The organism is Dactylosporangium sp. CA-233914 (genome assembly GCF_050942935.1).
Taxonomy (GTDB): domain Bacteria; phylum Actinomycetota; class Actinomycetes; order Mycobacteriales; family Micromonosporaceae; genus Dactylosporangium.
Map to the genome: position 1 here is coordinate 10,070,665 of NZ_CP192030.1, position 22,885 is coordinate 10,093,549.

Sequence of the window (22,885 nt, forward strand, 5' to 3'; positions counted from 1 at the left end):
GCTGACCCCCTCGGGTGAAGTCCTGGCCCTGTCGTTACCGCTTCGGGCGGCGGCCGATCGTGGTGAACATCCAGTAGCAGTAGGCGAGGGTCTGCGGGTCCTGCATCGCCTCGCGGAGCAGCTCCAGCTCCTCGACCCTGAGCCCGGCGCCCAGCAGCGCGTCGTGCAGCTGGTAGGAGTTGCTGACGTGCAGGAGGTTGCCGGCGCCGCCGCCGGGCCACAGGCGGTTGTGCACGATCGTCTCCACGTCGACCATTCCGGCGGCGCGTACCGCGGCCGGGGCGCGGCGGGCCCAGCCGACGTCGGCGCCGTTGGTCTCGAGGATGGCCAGCAGGCCGTCCTGGAAGGTGTCGAACGCGGCGGCGGCCTGCGGCGTGGGCGCGTGCACCAGCATGCTGCGGTCGGTGGCGTCCCAGTCGGACACGACCAGCACCCCGCCGGGCTTGAGCGCGGTCACGAGCCGGTCGAGCACGGCGAGCCGCTCGGCCAGGTGCAGCAGCACCAGGCGGGTGTGGATGAGGTCGTAGTGGCCGTCCGGCAGGTCGACGATGCGCACGTCGCCCTGCTGGATGGTGATGGTGTCGCCGCCGATGACGTGGCGCGGGTCGAGGTCCAGGGCGGTGACGTGCCCGGCCGGGCCGACCTGCTGGGCCATCCAGGTGGTGATGGTGCCGCGGCCGGGGCCGACGTCCAGGCAGTGCCAGCCGTCGGCGATGCCGGCGTGCACGAGCATGTCGGTGGTGTGCTCGTCGAGGATCTCGGCGAGGATCTGCAGCTGGTTGGGGCCTTGCTGGTCGGCGTTGCGGAACGTGTACGCCGACGCGTCGGGCGCTGTGGTGGTCACGGACGGTCCTCCAGGTTCGATGGACGGGGCTACTTGCCGAGGGTGGTGAGGGTTTGCACGACGACGTTGGCGCGTCCGCGGCCGTCGAGCCGGACCTGCCGCAGATACCAGGGCTGGATCGGTGCGTGCTGCTCGCCGTAGCGCCACTGGCCGCGCGGGCTGTCGAGCCGGCCGAGTTTGCCGATCGCGGCGTTGATCGAGGCGCTGGTCGGGTTCGGCCCCGCGGCGGCGATGGCCCCGTCCAGCACCAGTGCCGCGTCGTAGGCGGTGACGTTGTAGAGGTCCGGAATGCCGTCGTACTTGCGCTGGAACGCGGTGGCGAACGAGCGGTTGGCCGGGTTGTCCAGGTCCGGGGCGTAGTTCAGTGACGAGTAGATCCCGTCTGCCGCTGAGCCCTGCGCGGTCAGGACCGCGCCCTCGACGGTGAATCCGCCCGCATACAGCGGCACCTTCGCCGGCAACCCCGCCTGCGCGTACGACTTGACGAAGTCGATCGCGTTCGCGCCGCCGTAGAACGCGAAGACGGCCTTCGCCTCGGCCGGGATGGCGTTGAGGTAGGGCAGGAAGTTCGTCGTGGTCGGGAACGGGGTGAACGTCGCCTTACCGTCGGGGTTGGCAAGTTTGCCGCCGCCGGCCACGAACGGGTCGACGAACCCGGCGATCTGGTCCCAGCCGCCCTTGTAGTCCGGGCCGATCACGTACACCGGCCCCTTGACGTTCGCGCGGATGTAGTCGGCGATCGCGGCCCCGGCGTCGCGGTTCTGCCAGGACGTGTGCCAGGTGTAGGCCAGGTCTTTGAGGTTGTCCGGGCGGCCGCCGGTGGCCACGAACGGGATCTTGGCCTCCGTGGCGGCCGGCTGGACCTCCTGGACGGCGTCGGAGCTGATCGTGCCGACGACGACGGAGACCTTGTCCTGCTCGATGAGCTTCTTGATCCCGGTCCGCGCGGTCTGCTTGCCGTCGCCCTCGTCGACGACGGTGGTCTTGATCTCGTGCCCGCCGAGCTTGCCGTCGTGAGTGTCCAGATACAGCTGCCAGCCGCGGGCGAAGTCGTCGCCGACGGTCTTGTAGACACCGGTCTGCGGCCACATCAGTCCGATGTGAATCGGGCCGCCGCTCGTGGCGGCGTCACTGCCCAGGCTGGCGCCCGAACAGCCCGCCACCAGCGCCATGGCGGCCGCCGCAGCCAGCGCGGCGGGTAGCGCTCGTCGTCGGATCACGGGATGGTCCTCGCTTTCAATGCGGTGCGGTTGAAGGGAAAGCTGAGCTGTGCGCCCAGCCGGCCGGGTCTGGCCGGTGGTCTTCATCCATCGGCGGTGCTTCTGTCGCGCAGCCTGAGCGCGTACTGGACCAGCTCGACGAGGGCGTGCCGGACGTCGTCACGGTTGCGGGCGTCGCAGCGCAGCACCGGCACGTGGTCGGGCACGCGCAGTGCGTGCCGCACCTCGGCCAGGTCGTGCCGGGGCGCGCCGTCGAAGACGTTGAGCACGACGACGTAGGGCAGCCCGCGGCTGTCCATGTAGTCCACCGCGGCGAAGCAGTCGCCCAGGCGGCGGGTGTCGGCGAGCACGACCGCGCCGATGGCGCCCCTGCACAGCTCGTCCCACATGAACCAGAACCGGTCCTGGCCCGGGGTGCCGAACAGATACAGGATCAGCGTCTCGTCGATACCGATCCGGCCGAAGTCCATCGCCACCGTCGTGGTGATTTTGTCCGGTACCCCGGACAGGTCGTCGACGCCGGCGCTCGCCGCGGTCATGATCTCCTCGGTCCGCAGCGGCGTGATCTCGGAGATCGTGCCGACGAAGGTCGTCTTGCCGACGCCGAATCCGCCGGCGACAACGATCTTCACCGACGTGACGCGCGGAACCGCGATGGTCTGTCCCGGGTGGCCGGCGGCTGAGGCCCGCAGGCCGGTGGTGTGCGGGGCCATGGTCCGCGGTCAGGCTTTCTGCGGGTGGCGCGACTCCGGGGTGAGGATTCCCCCGACCCGGTCGATCGTCACCGCCATCTCGTAGCTGACCTGACCGAGATCACAGTCTTTCTTGGCCAGGACGGCGAGGATCGAGTTGTTGTCGATCACCATCGTGATCAAGAAACCGCCGTGCATCTCGACGACGATCTGCTCCACCGGGAGGGCGTCCATGAACTTGCCCGCCCCGGTCGTGAGCGAGGCCAGGCCCGCGACGACCGCCGCCAGCTGATCGACGTTGGGCAGGCCCCGGCTGTGGGCCACCGGCAGCCCGTCACCCGAGACCACCAGGGCATGCGTGATCCCTCTGACCTCGCAGAGTTTCTTGAGCAGGAATCCCATGTCCGTCATGGCGTGTCGTCCTTCACTGAATGGTGGGCGTGCGCCGGCCCGCCTGGCTGAGGCCGGCCTGGAACGCGGACATCCGCTGGCGAAGCGAGTTCGGATCCCGTTGAACCGGAACCGGGTTCGGGCTTTCCTCAGGTGGCTGGGGCCGCAGGTTCTCGCCGACGTGCTGCCCCGGCCGGCGCACCGGCAGGCCCCCGTCCGTAGTCCGCCCGTGGACGTCGAAGTCAGCACCCGTCGCGGCGTGCCGGTCGTCAGCGGCACGGACCAGCACGAGCTCGGCGGTGACGGCGCCCGGATCAGGCTCGGCCTCGGGGTGGAACCATGCACTGCGGGCGGTCAGCTCGTGATAGATGACCGGCTCGACGGTCGCCGCGCTCACCCCGGCGGCAAGCGGCCACCCGGCCGGTGGCCCGGGAGGGATCGCCGGCGCAAGCACGGGCGGCGTGTGCGTCACGGCCGGTTGAACCCTGAACAGCGCGCGCGGGACAGTCAGGTCGACGCGGGTTCCGAAGCGTGCCTCGGTCCGGATCTCGACCTTGATGTTGAGTCGCTGGGCGATCATGCCGACCACCGGCAGGCCCATGCGCTCGGCGGTCTGATGGTCCATCGGCGGATGGGCGATCCGGCTGCGTGCCGCGTCCAAGGCGGCCTCAGTCATGCCCATACCGTTGTCCCGGACCTGAATGTGCAGCTGATCACCGACCTGTCGTGCCTCGATCTCGACGGAGGACTCCGGCGGGGAGTACGCGGTGGCGTTGTCCAGCAGTTCGGCCAGCATGTGGATCAGCTCGGCGGCGACCTCGCCGTCGACCTGGACGCCTTCGTCGGCTGCGACCACGTCAACGCGCCGGTAGTCATCGGTCTCTGCCATTGCCGCCCGAAGCAGATCCCTCAGGCTGACCGCGTCGGTCCGGGAGAGGTCGCCCCGGCCGCCGGCCAGAATCCGCAGGTTGAAGATGAGCCGGCGAATCAGCGTGGCCGTGTGGTCGAGCTGGAACAGGATGGCCAGTCGGTCCGGATCGTGTTCGTCGCGCTCCAGGCGGTCCAGGCTGGCCATCATCGTGTCGGCGCGCAGTTGCAGGCGCCGTGACAGTGCCACCAGGATCGCGCCGACCCCCGCCCGTGTCGCGGCCTGCTCGCCGGCGATCCGCACCGCGGATCTGGTGACTTTGTTGAACGCGGCGGCGACACTGGCGACCTCGTCGGCGCCGTCTGCCGGGATCGGTTCGCCCGCCTGCGCCAGCAGCCGCTGCACCGTGGCCGGATCGGCGTTGTAGACGTCGAGCCGGCCCACCATCTCGGGCAACCGGTTCTCCGCGACGTCGATGGCGTCATGCTGCAGCCGGACCAGCGAACGCGTCAGCGACCGGGCCACCACGGCTCCAACCACGACGACGACCAGCAGCAGACCAGCGACCGCCCCGAGCGCGGTGAAGACGGCCCGCCGCTCGCTGTCGCGTTCAGCCGTGACCGTGCGCAGCAGGCCGGTGTCGAGGTCGGCCTCCACCGCGTGCATCAGGTCGATGCGGGCCCCCATGGCAGTCGACCAGCCTTGCGCATCGGTGCCCAGCGCCAACTCCCGGCCCGGCTGGCTGCGGGTCACCAGGCTCTGCAGCCGCTCCGCCTGCACAATCTCCGGACCGCCGAGCCGGCCGTTGAGCAGCGCCGGCCAGGTCTGCGGACCGAGGTCCGCGAACGTCCGCAGCGCCTCGGTGGCCGCGCTGTCCGCACCCACGATCTCCTGCTGCCCGGCCGGCGTCAGCCGACCGGCGCTCAGGGCACGCACCGCCGCGACCTGAAGCCGCGACGCTGATTCGATCGCTTCGGACAGCGCGGCCACCGCCCGAAGACCGTTCGCCGTCGCCGGCGACACACCGACCTGCCCCAGCGCCTGCCGGTAGCTGATCAGGTCGGAAATCATCGAGCGGTAACGGAACGCCACCGCACTCAGCACCGCGTCGGGGGCCGCAGCGACCCTCTGCCGCAGCCCCGGCAGGCCGCCCAGCTCCGTCCTGATCCGTCCGACAAGGGGCTCCAGACTGGCCGGGAGCCGTGTCGCGGCCAACCCATCCTCGAACGCGGCGACCAGGGCATCCGTGTCCGCGCCGCGGCCCTTGTAGTCGGCGACCGCCGATGCGCTGCCGGGCACGACGAACGTCAGCGCAGCTGCCGCTCGTTCTCGCTGCAGCGCCGCGATGACCTGTGCGGCGACGCCACCCACCCCAACGAGTTCACGGGCACGCTCGGCGTCGATGGCCCGGCCTGCCGCCGCGGCCACGTTGAACCCTGTCAGCGCCACGATCGCCGCGACCGGCAGCATGAGAATCAGCCCGAGCTTTGTGCTGATGCGACGGTCACGCAGCCAGCGCCGACGAGCCGGCGGCCGGAGACGCCGGGTGGCTTGTCTATTCACAGCCGTCCCGCCTTCATCATCGCACCAATGCCGGTGACGCGGAGGTGGCAGCATCGACGCGCAAGACGCCGGGGGCGCTCGAGACCACGCAGACCGAATTGACGTCGAGAAATCATCTGGGGCCACCTCCGGCCGCCCAGCATGCGTACGGCTCAACAAGCGCCCTGGGGCGCCTGGATCGCGTCATCGAAAACAGCTCCAAGTAGTGAGGCCCAAGCAGATTCAGCGCCCTGACCAGCAGCGCGGCGCCTCGCGGCGGATCAGTCCCCGCGTCGTCGCCACCGGGGACCACCGTCCACAACGGAAAAGGGGAGGACTGATGGCATGATTGGGACACATCGCGGCGCGTTCTCCGGTTTCTGACTGGGGCCAAATTGCCGCCGACCACGGCAGTCAATGCAATAAATGACGCCGCGGAGCTTATCGGCATGAATCACACACCACCTACCTGAAATCGGTGCGTCGAAATTCACATTCCACGCGCCCAGGGCGACAATGCGTTGACCTTGCTATTTGTCCGGGCCTGGCGCGAAATTCGATCGAAATAGGTGAGGCAAGCTCGATCAGGCCGGGGCAACGGTTGCTTTCCAGCACGAATAGAGGTATGGCCCCCACCCGCCACCACCACCGGTTTCGTCGGCCGGGAGGTCGCGGGACCGTCCACAAGGGACCTCGACCTCGCGTTCGCGGCCCTTCCGGCGGAGTTCTGGCGCTGAGTGCTCACCGCGGCGCGGCGCCGGTTGCGGCCGTGGGGGATGATCGAGGTGTGGTTCGCTTCGTGCTCAATGTGCTGTGGGTCGTCTTCGGCGGCGGGTTCGTGCTGTTCCTCGGCTACGCCCTCGCCGCGGTCATCTGCTTCGTCCTGATCGTGACCATCCCGTTCGCGATCGCCTCGTGGCGCCTGGCCGTCTACTCGCTGTGGCCGTTCGGCCGGACCGTGCGCGCCAAGAACGGCGGGTCCGGCGTCGTCACCGGCGTGGCGAACGTGCTGTGGGTGATCGTCGCCGGGTGGTGGCTCGCGCTGACCCACATCAGCGCCGGCATCGCCCTGTGCCTGAGCATCATCGGCATCCCGTTCGGCATCGCCCACTTCAAGCTCGTCCCGGTCGCGTTCTGGCCGCTGGGCCGCGAGGTGGTGGACCTGGACTGAGCCCCGGGCCCCGGTCGCGGCCAGGGCTCACCCCGGCGGTGCGACGCCCGTGCCGTACACCGGCGGAATGCTGGATCCGGCAAAGCGTCTCCGCGCCGGAAGGACTTCCCGCCATGGCCAGGGCAGTAGGCATCGACCTCGGGACGACCAACTCGGTGATCGCCGCGTTCGAGGGCAGGCAGCCGACCGTGATCACGAACGCCGAGGGCAGCCGCACCACGCCGTCGGTCGTCGCGTACACGGCCGGCGGCGACCGGCTCGTCGGGCACCTCGCGCGGCGCCAGGCGGCGCTCAACCCCGACGGCACCATCACCTCCGCGAAGCGGTTCGTCGGGCGGCGCTTCGACGAGATCGCCGAGGAGGCGCAGACCGTCACCTACAAGGTCGTGCCCGGGCCCGAGGACGCGGTCCGCTTCGACGTGCGCGGCCGGACGGTCTCGCCGGAGGAGGTCTCCGCACTGGTACTGCGCAAGCTCGCCGACGACGCGGCGAAGTACCTCGGCGAGAAGGTCACCGAGGCCGTCATCACGGTGCCTGCGTACTTCAACGATGCCCAGCGCCAGGCCACCAAGGACGCCGGGCGCATCGCCGGGCTCGAGGTGCTGCGGATCATCAACGAGCCGACCGCCGCCGCGCTCGCCTACGGGCTGGACAAGAAGGGCCACGAGACGGTCCTGGTCTTCGACCTCGGCGGCGGCACCTTCGACGTGAGCATCCTCGACGTCGGCGACGGCGTGGTCGAGGTGCGCGCGACCGCCGGCGACACCCACCTCGGCGGCGACAACTTCGACCACCGCCTGGTCGACCACCTCGCCGAGCAGTTCCGTCGCGACCAGGGCATCGACCTGCGCCAGGACCCACAGGCGCTGCAGCGGCTCATCGAGGCCGCGGAGCGGGCCAAGATCGAGCTGTCGACGGTACCGCAGACGCAGGTGAACCTGCCTTTCATCACCGCCGACGCCAACGGACCCAAGCACCTGACGGCGACCGTGAGCCGGGCCGTGTTCGAGGACCTCACGCACGACCTGCTGGAGCGCACGCTCGCCCCGGTGCGCCAGGCGATGAGCGACGCGAAGGTCGGCGAGCAGGACCTCGACGAGGTGATCCTGGTCGGCGGCGCGACCCGCATGCCGGCCGTGCAGGCGCTCGTGCGGCGCCTGACCGGCGGCAAGGACCCGAACATGAGCGTCAACCCGGACGAGGTCGTCGCGCTCGGCGCCGCGATCCAGGCCGGGGTGCTCAAGGGCGACGTGCGCGACGTCGTGCTGCTCGACGTCACCCCGCTCTCCCTCGGTGTGGAGACGCTCGGCGGGCTCATGACCCGGATCATCGACCGCAACACGACCATCCCGGCGCGGCGCACCGAGACGTTCACGACCGCCGAGGACAACCAGCCCGGCGTCGAGGTGGTGGTCCTGCAGGGCGAGCGCGAACGGGCGGCCGACAACCGGATCCTGGGCCGGCTGCGCCTGGAGAACATCCGGCCGGCGCCGCGCGGGGCGCCGCAGATCGAGGTGACGTACGACATCGACGCCAACGGCATCCTGAACGTCTCGGCGAAGGATCAGGACACCGGCCGCCAGCAGCAGATCACCATCACCGAGAGCGGCACCCTGGAGCAGTCCGAGGTCGAGCGGCTGGTGCACGAGGCCGAGCAGCACCGCGGCGAGGACGAGCGCGCGCGGCGGGCGGTCGAGGCGCGCAACGAGCTCGACGGGGCCGCGTACCAGGTCCGGCGCCTGCTGGACGAGCGCGGCGACGGCGTGCCCGAGCACGAGCGCGCCCGCGCGGAGATGCTGCTGCAGCAGGCGTCCGAGGCCGACGAGACCCGCATTCCGGGCCTGACCCAGGATCTGCGCCAGCTCGCCTACGCCCTGTCCTCCGGCGCCGCGGCCGCTTCGTCCCCGGGCGGTCCGTCCTCGGCCGGCCCGTCCGACGAGGACGTCGTCGACGCCGACTTCCGCAACGGCTGAGCCCGTGACCGGTCCGCAGCGATGCGCTGCCGGTCATCGGATGCGAGCGCAGCGAGGAGGGGTGCATGACCGAGGACGTCGACTGGCAGGAGCGGTGGCGGCGGGCCGAGGCCGACGCCGACAATGCCCGCAAGCGCTGCGAGCGGCTCGTCGCCGAGCGCACCGCGGCCGAGCGGGTGCGGTGCGCGGCCGCGTGGCTGCCGCTGCTGGACCATCTCGACCTGGCGCTGCGCCACGCCGGCGCCGACCCGGCCGCGATCGTCGAGGGCGTCGAGCACGTCCGCGAGGAGGCCCGCGCGGCCCTGGCCCGGCTGGGCTTCTCCCCCGTCGGCGCCGAGGGCGAGCCGTTCGATCCCGAACGGCACGAGGCCGCCGAGGCCGTGCCCGACCTCGTCGCCGAGCCGGGGACGGTCCTGCGCGTGGTTCGCCCCGGCTACGGCGGCCCCGACGGCCTGCTGCGCCCCGCCACCGTGGCGGTGGCGATCCGCCCCGACGAGGAGCCGGCCGGCCATGGCGCGTGACTACTACGAGGTGCTCGGCGTGCCGCGGACCGCCACGGCGGAGGAGATCCAGCGGGCGTACCGCACGCTGGCCCGCCGCAGCCACCCCGACGTCAACAAGGAGCCGGGCGCCGAGGACCGGTTCAAGGAGATCGCCGAGGCGTACCACGTGCTGTCCGACCCGCAGTCCCGCCGCGCCTACGACGGCGCGGGCGCCGTGCGCACCGGCCCGGGCCGCCGCGGCGCCGAGCGCTTCGACATCGAGGACCTGATCGGGGGTCTCTTCGGTGGCGGGAAGGTCCGCGGCGCCGACACCGAGGCCGAGATCACGATCGGGCTCGAGGACGCCTACCGCGGCGGGCACCGCACCGTCACGGTCCCCGGCGGCCGGTTCGGCGTGACCATCCCGCGCGGGGTCCGCGAGGGGCAGCGCATCCGGCTCGCCGGCCAGGGCGCGCGCGGGCTGGCCGGCGGGCCGCGCGGCGACCTGTACCTCGTGGTGCGCTTCGCGCCGGACCCGCGGTACCGGGTCGACGGCCGCGACATCACCGTGCGCCTGCCCGTCGCGCCCTGGGAGGCGGCGCTCGGCGCGACAGTCCCGCTGCGCACACCCGCCGGCGTGGTGCGCCTCGACGTGCCCGCGGGCTCCTCGTCCGGGCGCCGGCTGCGGCTGCGCGGCCAGGGCCTGCCCAACCCGCGCGGCCAGCCCGGCGACCTCTACGCCGAGATCCGCATCGTGGTCCCGCCCAGTCCCACGCCCGGCGAGCGGCGCCTCTTCGAGGAGCTGGCGCGCACGTCGGCGTACGACCCGCGGAGCAGCCCATGACCCCCGCCCTGGTCCGCCGACCGCTCATGTCCCTGGAGGCGTTCGCGTCCGCCGGTGGCGTACATCCGCGGCTCGTCACCCGCTTCGTGGCGCTGGGCCTGCTGGAACCGGTGATCGGCCCGGGCGGCGAGCCGGTCTTCCCGGGCACGCAGCTGGCCCGCCTGGCCCGCATCCGCCGCCTGCACGCGGAGCTGCCGCTCAACTACGCCGCCGTCGGCGTGGTCCTGGACCTGCTCGCGCGCATCGACGAACTCGAAGCACAGCTCAGGAGGCGGCCGTGAACATGAACCGACCCGCCGAGGAGTTCGAGGCGCTGTCGCGCTTCGGCCGCGACCTCGTCGCCGACGCGCGCGCCGGGCGGCTCGAGCCCGTCATCGGCCGCGACGAGGAGATCCGGCGCGTGGTGCAGATCGTGTCGCGCAAGACGAAGAACAACCCGGTGCTGGTCGGCGATCCGGGCGTGGGCAAGACCGCGATCGTCGAGGGGCTGGCCCAGCGCATCGTCGACGGCGACGTCCCGGAGGGCCTGCGCGACCACGTCATCTTCGCGCTCGACATGGGCGCGCTCATCGCCGGCGCGAAGTACCGCGGCGAGTTCGAGGAGCGGCTGCGGGCCGTGCTCGACGAGGTCGCCGCCGCCGAGGGCCGGGTCCTGCTCTTCGTCGACGAACTGCACACCGTCATCGGCGCCGGCGCCACCGAGGGCGCGATGGACGCCGGGAACCTGCTCAAGCCGATGCTGGCCCGCGGCGAGCTGCGCATGATCGGGGCGACGACGCTCGCGGAGTACCGCCGCTACATCGAGAAGGACGCGGCGTTCGAGCGGCGCGTCCAGCCGATCCTGGTGCCCGAGCCGACACCCGAGGACGCGGTGACGATCCTGCGCGGGCTGCGGGAGCGGCTGGAGGTGTTCCACGGCGTGCGCATCCTCGACACCGCCCTCATCGCCGCCGTGCGCCTGTCGCACCGGTACATCGCCGACCGCTTCCTGCCGGACAAGGCGATCGACCTCGTCGACGAGGCGTGCGCGATGCTGCGTACCGAGATCGACTCGCAGCCGGCCCAGCTGGACGAGGCGGCCCGGCGCCTGATGCGCCTGGAGATGGAGGAGGCGGCGCTCGCCCCCGAGACCGACCCGGGAAGCGTCGCCCGCCTCGACCAGATCCGACGCGAGATCGCCGACCGGCGCGGCGAGGTCGAGGCGATGCGCGCCCAGTGGAACGCCGAGCGGCAGGCGATCCGCCGGGTGCAGGAGCTCCGCTCCGAGATCGAGGCCGCGCGCCGGGAGGCCGACCTCGCCGAGCGCCGCTACGACCTCGACGACGCCGCCCGCCTGCGCCTGGGCCGCCTGCCGGAGCTCGAGCGCCGGTTCGCGGCCGCGGAGGAGCGCCTCGGCGCCAAACAGTCCGGCCACCGCCTCCTGCGCGAGGTCGTCACGCCCGACGAGATCGCCGGCATCGTCGCGCGCTGGACCGGCATCCCCGTCGCGCGGCTCATGGAGGCCGAGCGCGACAAGCTCCTGCGCCTGCCCGAGATCCTGCACGAGCGCGTCGTGGGCCAGGACGAGGCCGTGCAGGTCGTCGCCGACGCGGTCCTGCGCGCCCGCTCCGGCATCGCCGACCCGCGCCGCCCGATCGGCTCGTTCCTCTTCCTGGGCCCGACCGGCGTCGGCAAGACCGAGCTCGCGAAGACCCTCGCGGCCGCCCTGTTCGACACCGAGGACAGCCTCGTGCGGCTGGACATGAGCGAGTACCAGGAGCGGCACACGGTCTCCCGCCTCGTCGGCGCGCCGCCCGGCTACGTCGGGTACGAGGAGGGCGGGCAGCTGACGGAGGCGGTGCGGCGCAAGCCGTACGCGGTCCTGCTGCTCGACGAGATCGAGAAGGCCCACCCGGACGTCTTCAACACCCTGCTGCAGCTGCTCGACGACGGCCGCCTGACCGACGCCCAGGGCCACACCGTCGACTTCCGCAACACCGTGGTCATCATGACCAGCAACGCGGGCTCCCCCTCGCCGGCCACCGACCCGGAGACGGCCCTGGCGGCGCTGCGCGAGTATTTTCGCCCGGAGTTCCTCAACCGCATCGACGACATCGTCCCGTTCCGCGCCCTGTCCGAGCCCGAGATCGAGCGCATCGTCGAGCTGATGCTGTCCGACCTGCGCACCCGCCTGGCCGAGCGCCGCATCGCCCTGCACGTCACGCCGGCCGCCCGCACCTTCATCGCGGAGTCCGGCTACGACCCCGTCTTCGGCGCACGACCACTGCGCCGCTTCATCCAGCGCGAGGTGGAGACCCGCATCGCCCGGGCGCTGCTGGCCAGCACCGTGACGGAGGACGCCACAATCGACGTCGGCCTGGTCCCCGACGGCCTGGAGGTCACCTTCACCCCGGCCGCAGCGGCGGTGTGACGCCCGGCTGTCGCCTTTCCAGGTTCTTGTCAGGCGCTCAGCCGCAGGACGCGATGCCCGCCTTGAGCTTGCTGCGCACCACGCGGGTCGCGGACTCCGTCACGCGCTTCGCGAACGCCGGGTCGGCCTTCGCCGCGGCCACCAGCGCGTCGGTCATCGGTCCCGCGTCGGAGAGCCGGACGCTGAGCGGCATGTCGCCGCCGGCCTTCACGAACCGCACGGCCCGCTGGCCCACCGGCACCGAGCTGACCGCTGTGGCGGCCCCCAGGTCGTCGGAGAGGACCAGCCCGTCGAAGCCCAGCTTGCCGCGCAGCAGGTCGGTGACGATCGGTGCCGAGAAGGCGGCGACGTTGTCGGGGTCGAGCTTCGGGTACGTCGCCGAGGAGATCATCACCGCGGCGGAGCCGGCGGCGATGCCGCTGCGGAAGGGCTTGAGCGACGGATCGTCCACAGTGGTCAGATCGTCGCGCGCGCCGGTCGACGTGTCGGTGTTGACGCGCACGCGGCCGAGGCCCGGGAAGTGCTTGATCGTGGTGAGCACGCCCGCGCCCTGCACCGCCGTGACGACGGTCGCCACGTCCTCCGCGACCGGGTCGGGCGTCGAGCCGTATTGCCGCTCGAACCCCCCGATCGGCGGGTTCGCCTTGCCCACGTCCGCCGGGACCACGTCGGCCACCGGTGCCAGGTCGATGGTGACGCCGATGCCCTTGAGCCGCCCGGCCCACTCGCCGGTGCGGCTGCTCAGTGTCGCGCTGTCCAGCTTGCCCTGGCTCACCGCGGTCGGAATGGCCGGGAAGTCGTTGCCCTTGAGGGTCTGGACCTGCCCGCCCTCCTGGTCGATGCCGATCTGCAGCGCCAGCCCGCCGCCCTGCCGGGCCGCGTCCTGCAACTGGGCGATCTGCTCGCGCAGCGAGGCGGCCGAGGCCGAGGAGCGCCCCGCGAGAAAGACACCCCCGATTTTGTACTTCTGGATGCTCTGCACAGCCCCGAGGGGCGAACTCAACGGCGTGCCGATCATCAGCAACTGGGCGGCCTGCGCCTCCAGCGGCATCTTGGCCACCAGCGAGGAGGCGCAGTCGGCGGCGGCCGAGGACGCCGGCGGCGCCGCGCCACTGCCGCGGGGAGCCCCGCTGCCGGGCGTGGCCGCGCTCTGCGGTGCCGAGTCATCGCCGGTCCCGGCAACCGCGACGGCGATCCCGCCGGCGACCAGCACGACGGCCGCGACGATGACCCCCCATACGGGGAACGGCCCGATCCTCCCGCGCTCGGACGTCCGGCGCGTTCCTCTCGGCATCCGTTGCTCCATCCCGCGATTTCCGGCGCCGGTGGTCCAGCGCGCCGCGATCGAGGATACGCAAGGCGGCCCAGCCCCGCCCCTCGGCGGTTCCGGCAGAGACTCCTGCCGGACCCGCCGGTGTCGGCCTACCGGTAGGCGGTGAGGAACTTGTCGCGGAACTGGTCCATGCGCCAGACCGGCGCGCCGTCGCCGGGACGCAGCCCGTCCTGCCAGCCCCAGCCGGAGATCTTGTCGAGCACCTTCGGGTCGCGGGCGACGATCGTGATGGGCACGTCGTGGCTCGCGGTGTCGCCGACGATCACCGGTGACGGCTGGTGGTCACCGAGGAACACGACGACGAGGTTGTCGTCGCCGTAGGTCTCGACGTACGAGATCAGGCTGCTCAGGGAGTACACGATGGAGTTGCGGTACGCGGTGCGGATCTTCTCCGACGTGCGCCAGGCGACGTCCGGCGGGTCGCCGGCGGTGCTCATCGTGCTGTACACCGTCCCGTCGCCGATCTCGTCCCACCCGAGCATCTGCGGGATCGGCGTCCACGGCGCGTGGCTGGACACGAGCGGGATCTCGGCGAACACCGGCTGGTGACCGGGCGCGCGCTCCAGCCGCTGGAACGCGGCGAGCGTGAACTGGTCCGGCACCGGCACGTAGCTGAACTTCGGCCCCTTGTAGCCCATGTTCCGCGAGTCGTACAGCTCGTGGTACTGGAAGAACTTCCCCTCCGGCCAGTCCCGGTCGTTGGCCGGCATGATCCCGGCGACGCGCCACCCGGCCCGCCGGAACGCGGCGTTCATCGTGAACCGGTCCCCGGCCAGCAGCGTCGCGCTGCGCTGGTTGTTGTCGACCCACAGCCCTGAGAGCAGGGTCTCGTGCGCCATCCAGCTCCCGCCGCCGGTGATCGGCGAGGTCAGAAACGCCGAGCGCGCCGAGAACCCGGCCGCCGCCAGCCGCCGGGTCCCCTCGTCGAGGGTGGCGTTGACCTGCGGCGCGTACTGCGGGTTGGACACCGCGTCCCGCCCGTAGCTCTCCACGAACGTCAGCAGCACGTCCTTGCCCCGCAGCGAGGTGAGCAGCTGCGATCCCGGCACGTCGCGGAACGCGTCGATTTGCGACTGCCGCCCGAACTTCGCCCCGTCGTCGATGTCGCGCCGGACGAGCCCGACCTGCACCCCGATGGCCCCGACGGCCCCGTCGGAGGCGACCGGCACCCCGTCGGCGATCTGCACGTTGAGCACCGCGCACAGCGCCCAGACCCCGGCCAGCACCGCGGTTCCCCGTGCGGTGGCCTGCTCGTGGCGCACCGCGAGCCGGCCCAGCCGCCGCAGCGCCAGCGTCATGACGACGGGGACGCTGAGCACGACGATCCCGAGCACGATCGTGGCGCCGAGCGCCGCGGCCTTCCCCAGCGACGACTCGACCAGCTCGAACGCCGGGCGCAGCAGCACCCAGTCCAGCACCGGGTCGAACGGCCGGGACAGCGCGGTGTAGAAGCCGAGGTTGAACAGCCGGATGACGATCAGCAGGCCGAGCCCGACTCCGGCCCCGCCGAGCACCAGCGACCGCGCCCGTCCCCGCACGGCGAGGAAGAGCGCCACCAGCAGCAGCCCCTCGATCGGGATCCGTAGGAACGCCCCGGCGCTGAACTGCGTGAGCCGGTCGGGCGCCATGAGCGTGAACAGCACGACGGCCGCGCCGAGCACCGTCCCGACCCACACCGCCACGCGCCGGACGAGCGCCCCGGCGCCAGTCCGCTTCGCAGCAGGCGGGGTCACCGCCGGCTCAGGCTCCAGCACGGCGGGTTGATCCGCGGCGGCGCTCACGGACCGCGACGATACGGACATCAGGACGACACCGCCACCGTGAGCGACTGCTGCCGCCACCGCCACAGCACCTCGGAGCCGAACGACTCCACGAGGAACAGCAGCGAGATCGCCACGACGGTCGTCGTCACCGCCGCGGGCAGCAGGCCCGACGCCGCGACCGCGAGCGTCACGCCCTGCATCGCCGCGACCACCTTGCGCCAGTAGCTGGGCGGGATCGGCCCGCGCAGCCACGGCACCAGCCAGGTCGCGACCCCGATCACGTAGCGCATCGCCCCGATGACCAGCACCCACGGCCCGACGACCTCGGCGACGTACGCGCTGAGCACGAGGATCAGCCAGGCGTCGGTCTCCATGTCGAACTTCGCGCCCACGGCCGTGACGGTGCCGGTACGGCGGGCCAGGTGACCGTCGAGGGCGTCCAGCGCGAGCGCGACCGCGGCGAGCACGCACAGTGTCGGGATCGACACGGGCCGGGTGAACGAGTCGGCGGTGAGGGCCGCGACCCCGCCGGCGAGCCCGGCCCGGGTCATCGTCACCCAGTTGGCGGCCCCGAACACCTCGGCGCCGGAGCGTTGCAGCGCGTATCCGAGCGCCAGGTATGTGACGATCCCGCTGGCGAGGCCGATCAGCCAGCCCGCCGTACCGAGCCCGACGGTCCCGGAAAGGACGCCCAGCACGGCGCAGTGGAAGATCAGTCCGGTGAGTGGACCGGTTCGAACCCGCGGCATCGTCGCTCCGTATCGGTGGCTGTGCTTTCGACCATGGACCCGACAGTGCATACGCGCGCGGTGCCGCGCCGGTTCGACCGCCACCGAGAGCATCCGGTCGCCACTGAGAGTAAAGGAGCAACCATTGCGCGAGGCGCACGCGTTCTGGACGACCGCGGACGGCGGGGAGATCCGCCCGGCCGCGCTGCCCACGCCGGGTGAGGACGAGGTGCTGGTCCGGACGTTGTACTCGGGTGTGAGCCGCGGCACCGAGACCCTCGTCCTGTCCGGCCGGGTCCCCGCCGGCCAGCGCGAGGTCATGCGCGCCCCGTTCCAGGAGGGCGACTTTCCGTACCCGGTCAAGTACGGCTACCTCAACGTCGGCGTCGTCGAGGCCGGGCCGGACGACCTGCTCGGCCGCGCGGTGTTCTGCCTGTTCCCGCACCAGAGCGCGTACGTGGTGCCGCGGGACGCCGTCGTGCCGCTGCCTGACGGCGTCCCGCCGCGCCGCGCCGTGCTGGCCGGCACCGTCGAGACCGCGGTCAACGCCCTGTGGGATGCGGCCCCGCTGATCGGCGACCGGGTCAGCGTCGTCGGGGCCGGCATGGTCGGCTGCAGCGTCGCCGCCCTGCTGGGCCGCATCCCCGGCGCCGAGGTCGAGCTGATCGACACCGACCCGTCGCGCGCGGCGATCGCGGAGGCACTCGGCGTGACGTACACGAGCCCGCTCTCCGCCTCGGCCGGGCGCGACCTGATCGTGCACGCGAGCGCCACGGAGGGTGGCCTGCAGCGCTCCCTCGACCTGCTCGCGCCGGAGGGGACGGTACTGGAGCTGAGCTGGTACGGCGACCGCCCCGTCACCGTCGCGCTCGGCGGCGCGTTCCACTCCGGCCGGCTCACGATCCGCAGCAGCCAGGTCGGCACCGTGTCGCCGGCCCGCCGCGCGACCCGCACCTACGCCGACCGGATGGCCCTGGCCCTGCGCCTGCTGCGTGACCCGGCCTTCGACGCGCTCATCACCGGCTCGTCCCCGTTCGCGCAACTGCCGGCCGTCCTGCGCGACCTGGCCGACGGCACCCGGCCGGCCCTGTGCCACGTGATCACCTACGACAACGACTGACAGGAGCGCACCGCGTGTACAGCCTCACCGTCCGTGACCACATGATGATCGCCCACAGCTTCCGCGGCGAGGTCTTCGGCCCCGCCCAGCGCCTGCACGGCGCGACGTACGTGGTCGACGTGACGTTCTTCCGCCGCGAGCTCGACGCCGACAACCTGGTGGTCGACATCGGCCTGGCGTCGCAGGAGCTCAAGGACGTGCTGGCCGCGCTGAACTACCGCAACCTGGACGACGAGCCGGACTTCTCGGGCGTGAACACGTCCACGGAGATGCTCGCCGCCGTGGTCGCCGATCGCCTGGCCGCCCGCGTCGGCTCGGGCGCCCTGGGCCCGGGCGCGGCGGGCCTGGAGCGGCTGTCGGTGACCCTGCGCGAGTCCCACGTCGCCCGGGCCACCTACGAGCGCCCTCTGTGACCGGCCCGCCGGGTGAGCTGTTCGCGGTCCTGCCGAACGACATCGACGACGCCGCGGCGCCCAGCGGCGGCAACCGGTACGACCGCGAGGTCTGTACCGGCCTGACCACCCTCGGCTGGGCGGTCCGCGAGCTCGCCGCGCACGGTGCGTGGCCGGGCCCGCACGGCGCCGATCTCGCGGCGCTCGGCGCGCTGCTGAGCGGGCTGCCGGCCGGCGCCCTCACGCTCGTGGACGGGCTGGTCGCCTCCTGCTCACCGGGCGTGCTGGCGGCCCACGCGGCCCGGCTGCGGCTCGTGGTGCTGGTGCACATGCCCTTCGGTGACACGGACCCGGCGGCGCGCCCGGCCGAGCACCGCTCGCTGCACGCCGCCGAGGCGATCGTCACGACCAGCGACTGGACGCGGCGGCGGCTCCTGGAGCTGTACGACCTGCCGGTCGGCCGTATCCACGTGGCCACTCCGGGTGCTGACCCGGCGCCGGTCGCCGCCGGCTCGGACGGCGCGCGCTCCGGCGCCCCGGCGCTGCTCTGCGTGGCCGTGGTCGGCCGGCACAAGGGCCACGACGTGCTGGTCGAGGCCCTGGCCCGGGTCGCGGACCTGGCCTGGACGTGCGTGTGCGCCGGTTCGCTGGAGCGCGACCCCGCGTTCGTCGCGGCGCTCACCGCCCGCGTCGACGCCCTCGCGCTCGGCGACCGCCTGCGCCTGGCCGGGCCGAAGACCAGGACGGAGCTCGACGATCTCTACGCCGGGGCGGACCTGCTGGTGCATCCGTCGCTCGGCGAGACCTACGGCATGGTCGCCGCCGAGGCCCTCGCCCGCGGCATCCCGGTCCTGGGCACGACCGCGAAGGGCCTGCCCGAGGCCGTCGGCCGCGGCCCGGGGCTGCTGGTGCCGCCGGGCGACGCCGGCGCGCTCGCCGGGGCCCTCCGCGACTGGCTCGGCGACGGGGCGCTACGGCATCGGCTTCGCGTGGCGGCACTCGAGCGGCGGGGCACGCTCACGGGCTGGGACGTCACCGCCCGTACGATCTCCGACACGCTGCGCGGCCTGCCGGATCGGGCGGCGGGTTCCGGACACTGCGGAGCGGGCCTGGCGCGGAACTGAACCTGATCGGGCCAGGGGGCGTATGACAGGAGAGATCGTTCGAAGGAGTCGCCATGCCGAGCACCGAAGCGCCGGTGCGCCACCGGGCGCCGGCCGAGCCGGTGCCGGGCACCGGCGGCGAGGGGTCGCAACCGGCGGTACAGCGGCGGCGCTCGCACTGGGGTCTCATCCGGACGGTCGGCGGGCTGGCGGTGCTCGCCATGCTGGTGTGGCGCCTCGGCAGCGGGCCGTTCCTCGCCGGGCTGCGGATGATCGACCTGTGGGCGGTCGCCGCCGCGGTCGGGGTCGGCGCGGCGACGATCGTCGCGTGCGCCTGGCGGTGGCGGCTCGTGGCGCGCGGGCTCGGGATGCGGCTGCCGCTGCGCACCGCGGTCGCCGAGTTGTACCGCGCGGTGCTCATCAACTCCACGCTGCCGGGCGGCGTGCTGGGTGACGTCGACCGGGCGGTCGGGCACGGGCGCGAGGACGGTGACGTCGGGCGCGGCATCCGGGCGGTCGTCTGGGAGCGGGCGGCCGGGCAGCTGGTGCAGTGCGTGCTCGCCGTCGCGCTGCTGTGGGCGCTGCCGTCGCCGGTGCGAGCCTACGTGCCGCGCATCGCCGCCGTCGCGGCCGGGTTCGCCCTGGTCGTGGCGCTGCTGGCACTGGTCGCCGGGCGGCGCGGGCCGCGGGTGTGGCGCCGGTTCGTGCGCACGGCCCGCGCCGACGTGCGTGAGGTGCTGCTGGCCCGGCGGATCTGGCCCGGTGTCGTGTTCTGCTCCGCCGTTGCGGTCGGTGGTCACCTGCTCACGTTCCTGGTCGCCGCGCGGACCGCTGGCCTGACCGCCCCGGCGAGCCAGTTGCTGCCGCTCACGTTGCTGGCGCTGCTCGCGATGGGGGTGCCGGCGAACATCGGCGGGTTCGGGCCGCGGGAGGGCGTCGCGGCGTGGGCGTTCGGCGCCGCGGGCCTGACCGCCGCGCAGGGTGTCGCGACCGCGACGGTCTACGGGGTACTCGTGTTGGTGTCGAGCCTTCCCGGCGTCGCGGTGCTGCTGTTCCGCCGACGCGCCGTGGCCAGCTGAAGGAGAGGGATGTTCGAAACATTGCCCGGGGCGACGATGCGCACGCAGGTGACCGTGCCGCTGCGGCTCCTCGACGGGTACTGCGCCACCGCCCGCCTGTTCTCGTTCAACGGCCTGGTCGACGGGCGTGAGCACGTCGCGTTCGGCCTCGGTGACTGGGCGCAGTCGCTGCGCCGCAGCGCCGGCGGCGGCGCCGCACCCCTGGTGCGCCTGCACAGCGAGTGCCTGACCGGCGACATCTTCGGCAGCGAGCGGTGCGACTGCGGGCCGCAGCTGCGCGAGGCCATCGAGCGGATCTCGGAGGCGGGCGGATTCCTGCTGTACCTCAGGCAGGAGGGGCGGGGCATCGGGCTGTACTCCAAACTGGACGCGTACGCGCTGCAGGACACCGGCCTGGACACCTTCGAGGCCAACGTCGCGCTCGGTCACGCGGAGGACGCGCGCGACTACTCCGCGGCGGCGCAGATGCTCGACGCCCTCGGCGCGTCGCGGATCGCGCTGCTGACCAACAACCCCGACAAGGCCGACCAGCTCGACCGGCTCGGCGTGACCGTGGCCAGCGTGGTGCCGACCGGCGTGTTCCTGAGCCCGGCCAACGCGGGCTACCTGGCGGCAAAGGCGAGCCGTGCCGCGGCCCGGTGAGTCGACGATGGCGCCGCCGCTGCGTGACGCCCTGACCACGATCAGCAACAACCCGTTCGCCGCGGGCACGAGACCCGCCACGGAGGTGCGCAACAGCGCGGGAACGGGGGGTGACCGAGCGGCGACGAACAGCGACGCGGTGACCGCGCAGCGCGACAATACGGCCGTGCAGACCGATGTCACGACCCCCCGTGAGCGGCCCTACGTCCTGCTGAGCTGCGCCATGTCACTGGACGGCTACCTCGACGACGCCACCGACGAGCGCCTCGTGCTCTCCAACAGCGAGGACCTCGACCGCGTCGACGCGACGCGCGCGGCGTGCGACGCGATTCTGGTCGGCGCCAACACCATCCGCCGCGACAACCCGCGGCTCATGGTGCGCGCCCCGGAGCGGCGCGAGCGGCGGGCCGAGAACGGGCTGCCGCCGCTGCCGGTCAAGGTCGCCATCGTCGGCCACGGCGACGTCGACCCGCAGTCACGGTTCTTCACCGACGGTGACACCGAGAAGATCGTGTACTGCGCGACGAAGACCGCCTGCCACCACCGCGCCCGGCTCGGCGGGCGCGCCGAGGTCGTCGACGGCGGCGAGCCTGTCGACCTGGGCCTCGCCCTGCAGGACCTCGCCGCTCGCGGGGTGCGCCGGCTGCTGGTCGAGGGCGGCAGCACCATCCACACGATGTTCCTCACCGCCGGGCTCGTCGACGAGCTCCAGCTGGTCATCGCTCCGTTCTTCGTCGGCGACGGGCGCGCGCCGCGCTTCGTGGGCGACGGCCGTTTTCCCTGGCACTCCGGGCACCGCGCGACGATGGTGGAGGTACGACAGATGGACGACGTGGTGCTGCTGCGCTACGCCCTCTCCGATCGGTTCGGCGCGTCGTGACCCCGTCGACGAGCCCCGCCGCGGCCCCGGTCCGGATCCCCGATCCCAGGCCCGCCATCTCGGAGCGGGTCCAGCGCCACCGGCGGCCGCGGGGCGGCACCGGGCCGCAGCGCGCGACGGTCGCGCTGCTCGCCGTGGCGCTCGCCAACGCCGCCGTGGTCGAGGTGCTGTTCTTCACCGCCACCGACGCGCCGAACACGATGCTGTCGGTCGGGCGGTTCCTCGGCCTGCACGCCGCGGTACTGCTGGCGCTGCAGCTGGTGCTCGTGGCCCGCGTGCCGTGGCTGGACCGGCGGCTCGGCATGGGCCAGCTCACCGCCTGGCACCGCTGGGTCGGCATCGCCCTGGCGTGGACGATCATCGTGCACGCCACGCTCGCGTCGTGGGCGTACGCCCGGATCAACCACTGGCCCTTCGGCACGCTCGCGGAGAAGTGGCTCGGCTCGCTGGGCACGCTCGCCGGCATCATCTCCGGCACGCTGCTGCTGCTCGTCGTGCTCGCCTCGACCCGGGCGATGCGCCGCCGGATGCCGTACGAGCTCTGGCACGCGGTACACATCGGCACCTACGCGGTCGTCGGGTTCGCGATCGTGCACCAGACCGTGGAGAACCCGATCTCGCAGCCGGCCACCTGGGCCAAGGTGTACTGGTGGCTGCTGTGGACGGTCGCGATCGGGCTGTTCGTCCTCGGCCGGATGCTGCTGCCGCTGTACCGCAACCTCCGCCACAACCTGCGCGTCTCGGCCGTCGTCCCCGAGTCCGACGACGTGGTCTCCGTGTACGTCACCGGCCGCGCCCTCGACAAGATGCCGGCACACGCCGGGCAGTTCTTCCTGTGGCGCTTCCTCACCCCGGGCCGCTGGTGGCAGGTCAACCCGTTCTCGCTGTCGAAGGCGCCGGACGGACGCGGCCTGCGGCTCACCGCCAAGGCCGTCGGCGCCGGCACCGCACGCCTGCGCGACCTGCGCGTCGGCACCCGCGTGTTCGCCGAGGGCCCCTACGGCGCGTTCACCGGGCAGCACCGAACCAAGTCGGCGACGCTGCTGATCGCCGGCGGCGTCGGCATCACGCCGATCCGGTCGCTCATGGAGGATCTCGACGGCTCGCTCGTGGTGCTGTACCGCGTCCGCTCCGAGTCCGAGGCGGCGCTGCTGGGCGAACTGCGGGACCTGGCCCACACCAAGCAGGCCAAGCTGCTGCTGGTCGTGGGGCGCACCCGGGACACGACGCCGCCCCCGCTGAGCGCGGAGCACCTGGAGAAACTGGTCCCCGACATCCGCCGGCGCGACGTGTACGTCTGCGGCCCGACCGCCATGACGAACGCGGTCCTGGCATCCCTGCGCAAGCTGGGCGTGCCGCGCATCCAGCAGCACGCGGAGATCTTCGCGATGGCCGATTAGATGGCGCGG

21 protein-coding genes are annotated in these 22,885 nt (G+C 72.5%); 13 read left to right on the forward strand and 8 right to left on the reverse strand.

What is annotated here, in order from left to right; all coding sequences use genetic code 11:
- Positions 1–34: 34 nt before the first annotated feature.
- The 5 genes from ACQPY0_RS44520 to ACQPY0_RS44540 all read right to left on the reverse strand — a co-directional run bounded on the left by ACQPY0_RS44520 (position 35) and on the right by ACQPY0_RS44540 (position 5,631).
- Positions 35–844, reverse strand: coding sequence for a class I SAM-dependent methyltransferase (locus ACQPY0_RS44520; RefSeq protein ID WP_432975040.1), 810 nt, complete (start codon positions 842–844; stop codon positions 35–37).
- A gap of 29 nt (positions 845–873) precedes the next feature.
- A complete protein-coding gene (locus ACQPY0_RS44525) occupies positions 874–2,064 on the reverse strand; it encodes an ABC transporter substrate-binding protein (protein WP_432975043.1) in 1,191 nt (396 codons plus the stop codon).
- 83 nt (positions 2,065–2,147) lie between these two features.
- Positions 2,148–2,696 carry a GTP-binding protein gene (locus ACQPY0_RS44530; protein ID WP_432975046.1) on the reverse strand — a complete coding sequence of 183 codons (549 nt, stop codon included), beginning with the start codon at positions 2,694–2,696 and terminating at the stop codon, positions 2,148–2,150.
- Positions 2,697–2,786: 90 nt separating this feature from the next.
- On the reverse strand, positions 2,787–3,167 hold the full coding sequence (locus tag ACQPY0_RS44535; protein ID WP_432975049.1) for a roadblock/LC7 domain-containing protein: 381 nt from the start codon (positions 3,165–3,167) through the stop codon (positions 2,787–2,789).
- 13 nt (positions 3,168–3,180) lie between these two features.
- Positions 3,181–5,631, reverse strand: coding sequence for a sensor histidine kinase (locus ACQPY0_RS44540; protein WP_432975052.1), 2,451 nt, complete (start codon positions 5,629–5,631; stop codon positions 3,181–3,183).
- A 712-nt stretch (positions 5,632–6,343) separates the two neighbouring features.
- Between ACQPY0_RS44540 and ACQPY0_RS44545 the strand changes: the two genes are divergently transcribed.
- The 6 genes from ACQPY0_RS44545 (at position 6,344) to ACQPY0_RS44570 (ending at position 12,436) form a co-directional block, all read left to right on the forward strand.
- The gene (locus ACQPY0_RS44545; protein ID WP_432975055.1) at positions 6,344–6,727 is read left to right on the forward strand and encodes a YccF domain-containing protein; all 384 of its coding nucleotides are present in this window, start codon (positions 6,344–6,346) and stop codon (positions 6,725–6,727) included.
- 113 nt (positions 6,728–6,840) lie between these two features.
- Positions 6,841–8,700 carry a molecular chaperone DnaK gene (dnaK, locus tag ACQPY0_RS44550; RefSeq protein ID WP_432975058.1) on the forward strand — a complete coding sequence of 620 codons (1,860 nt, stop codon included), beginning with the start codon at positions 6,841–6,843 and terminating at the stop codon, positions 8,698–8,700.
- A 65-nt stretch (positions 8,701–8,765) separates the two neighbouring features.
- Positions 8,766–9,221, forward strand: a complete 456-nt coding sequence (locus tag ACQPY0_RS44555) for a nucleotide exchange factor GrpE (protein WP_432975061.1) — start codon at positions 8,766–8,768, stop codon at positions 9,219–9,221.
- Positions 9,211–10,026 (forward strand): DnaJ C-terminal domain-containing protein, encoded by an 816-nt coding sequence (locus ACQPY0_RS44560; protein WP_432975064.1) that lies wholly within the window; start codon positions 9,211–9,213, stop codon positions 10,024–10,026. Before ACQPY0_RS44555 ends, ACQPY0_RS44560 begins: the two co-directional genes overlap by 11 nt.
- Positions 10,023–10,307: a chaperone modulator CbpM gene (locus ACQPY0_RS44565; RefSeq protein WP_432975067.1), complete on the forward strand. Its 285-nt coding sequence runs from the start codon at positions 10,023–10,025 to the stop codon at positions 10,305–10,307. The genes ACQPY0_RS44560 and ACQPY0_RS44565 overlap by 4 nt, the downstream gene beginning before the upstream one ends.
- A 2-nt stretch (positions 10,308–10,309) precedes the next feature.
- Positions 10,310–12,436, forward strand: coding sequence for an ATP-dependent Clp protease ATP-binding subunit (locus tag ACQPY0_RS44570; protein WP_432995609.1), 2,127 nt, complete (start codon positions 10,310–10,312; stop codon positions 12,434–12,436).
- A 37-nt stretch (positions 12,437–12,473) separates the two neighbouring features.
- Here the strand turns inward: ACQPY0_RS44570 and ACQPY0_RS44575 are convergent, their stop codons facing one another.
- The 3 genes from ACQPY0_RS44575 to ACQPY0_RS44585 form a co-directional block, all read right to left on the reverse strand.
- Entirely contained in the window at positions 12,474–13,730 is a 1,257-nt protein-coding gene (locus ACQPY0_RS44575) for a glycoside hydrolase family 3 N-terminal domain-containing protein (RefSeq protein WP_432975070.1), read from the reverse strand.
- A 128-nt stretch (positions 13,731–13,858) separates the two neighbouring features.
- Positions 13,859–15,550: a sulfatase-like hydrolase/transferase gene (locus ACQPY0_RS44580; protein ID WP_432975073.1), complete on the reverse strand. Its 1,692-nt coding sequence runs from the start codon at positions 15,548–15,550 to the stop codon at positions 13,859–13,861.
- A 20-nt stretch (positions 15,551–15,570) separates the two neighbouring features.
- Positions 15,571–16,281, reverse strand: a complete 711-nt coding sequence (locus tag ACQPY0_RS44585; RefSeq protein ID WP_432975076.1) for a CDP-alcohol phosphatidyltransferase family protein — start codon at positions 16,279–16,281, stop codon at positions 15,571–15,573.
- Between the two features lie 91 nt (positions 16,282–16,372).
- Here ACQPY0_RS44585 and ACQPY0_RS44590 point away from each other — a divergent pair, with 91 nt between their 5' ends.
- The 7 genes from ACQPY0_RS44590 (at position 16,373) to ACQPY0_RS44620 (ending at position 22,876) form a co-directional block, all read left to right on the forward strand.
- Positions 16,373–17,380 carry a zinc-dependent alcohol dehydrogenase gene (locus ACQPY0_RS44590; protein ID WP_432995610.1) on the forward strand — a complete coding sequence of 336 codons (1,008 nt, stop codon included), beginning with the start codon at positions 16,373–16,375 and terminating at the stop codon, positions 17,378–17,380.
- Between the two features lie 14 nt (positions 17,381–17,394).
- Positions 17,395–17,793, forward strand: coding sequence for a 6-pyruvoyl trahydropterin synthase family protein (locus ACQPY0_RS44595; RefSeq protein ID WP_432975079.1), 399 nt, complete (start codon positions 17,395–17,397; stop codon positions 17,791–17,793).
- The gene (locus tag ACQPY0_RS44600; protein ID WP_432975082.1) at positions 17,790–18,896 is read left to right on the forward strand and encodes a glycosyltransferase family 4 protein; all 1,107 of its coding nucleotides are present in this window, start codon (positions 17,790–17,792) and stop codon (positions 18,894–18,896) included. Before ACQPY0_RS44595 ends, ACQPY0_RS44600 begins: the two co-directional genes overlap by 4 nt.
- A gap of 200 nt (positions 18,897–19,096) precedes the next feature.
- Complete coding sequence (locus ACQPY0_RS44605; protein WP_432995612.1) at positions 19,097–19,954, forward strand: lysylphosphatidylglycerol synthase transmembrane domain-containing protein; 858 nt, start codon at positions 19,097–19,099, stop codon at positions 19,952–19,954.
- A 9-nt stretch (positions 19,955–19,963) separates the two neighbouring features.
- On the forward strand, positions 19,964–20,596 hold the full coding sequence (locus ACQPY0_RS44610; protein WP_432975085.1) for a GTP cyclohydrolase II: 633 nt from the start codon (positions 19,964–19,966) through the stop codon (positions 20,594–20,596).
- Between the two features lie 223 nt (positions 20,597–20,819).
- The gene (locus ACQPY0_RS44615; protein WP_432995613.1) at positions 20,820–21,476 is read left to right on the forward strand and encodes a RibD family protein; all 657 of its coding nucleotides are present in this window, start codon (positions 20,820–20,822) and stop codon (positions 21,474–21,476) included.
- Entirely contained in the window at positions 21,473–22,876 is a 1,404-nt protein-coding gene (locus ACQPY0_RS44620; protein WP_432975088.1) for a ferredoxin reductase family protein, read from the forward strand. Before ACQPY0_RS44615 ends, ACQPY0_RS44620 begins: the two co-directional genes overlap by 4 nt.
- The last annotated feature ends 9 nt before the right edge of the window (positions 22,877–22,885 follow it).

Coding starts and splice junctions, on each gene's coding strand:
- ACQPY0_RS44570 (WP_432995609.1), top strand. CDS start 10,310: ATGAACCGACCCGCCGAGGAGTTCGAGGCGCTGTCGCGCTTCGGCCGC.
- ACQPY0_RS44615 (WP_432995613.1), top strand. CDS start 20,820: ATGTCACTGGACGGCTACCTCGACGACGCCACCGACGAGCGCCTCGTG.
- dnaK (WP_432975058.1), top strand. CDS start 6,841: ATGGCCAGGGCAGTAGGCATCGACCTCGGGACGACCAACTCGGTGATC.
- ACQPY0_RS44575 (WP_432975070.1), bottom strand. CDS start 13,730: ATGCCGAGAGGAACGCGCCGGACGTCCGAGCGCGGGAGGATCGGGCCG.
- ACQPY0_RS44560 (WP_432975064.1), top strand. CDS start 9,211: ATGGCGCGTGACTACTACGAGGTGCTCGGCGTGCCGCGGACCGCCACG.
- ACQPY0_RS44535 (WP_432975049.1), bottom strand. CDS start 3,167: ATGACGGACATGGGATTCCTGCTCAAGAAACTCTGCGAGGTCAGAGGG.
- ACQPY0_RS44605 (WP_432995612.1), top strand. CDS start 19,097: ATGCTGGTGTGGCGCCTCGGCAGCGGGCCGTTCCTCGCCGGGCTGCGG.
- ACQPY0_RS44540 (WP_432975052.1), bottom strand. CDS start 5,631: ATGCTGCCACCTCCGCGTCACCGGCATTGGTGCGATGATGAAGGCGGG.
- ACQPY0_RS44585 (WP_432975076.1), bottom strand. CDS start 16,281: ATGCCGCGGGTTCGAACCGGTCCACTCACCGGACTGATCTTCCACTGC.
- ACQPY0_RS44565 (WP_432975067.1), top strand. CDS start 10,023: ATGACCCCCGCCCTGGTCCGCCGACCGCTCATGTCCCTGGAGGCGTTC.
- ACQPY0_RS44610 (WP_432975085.1), top strand. CDS start 19,964: ATGTTCGAAACATTGCCCGGGGCGACGATGCGCACGCAGGTGACCGTG.
- ACQPY0_RS44555 (WP_432975061.1), top strand. CDS start 8,766: ATGACCGAGGACGTCGACTGGCAGGAGCGGTGGCGGCGGGCCGAGGCC.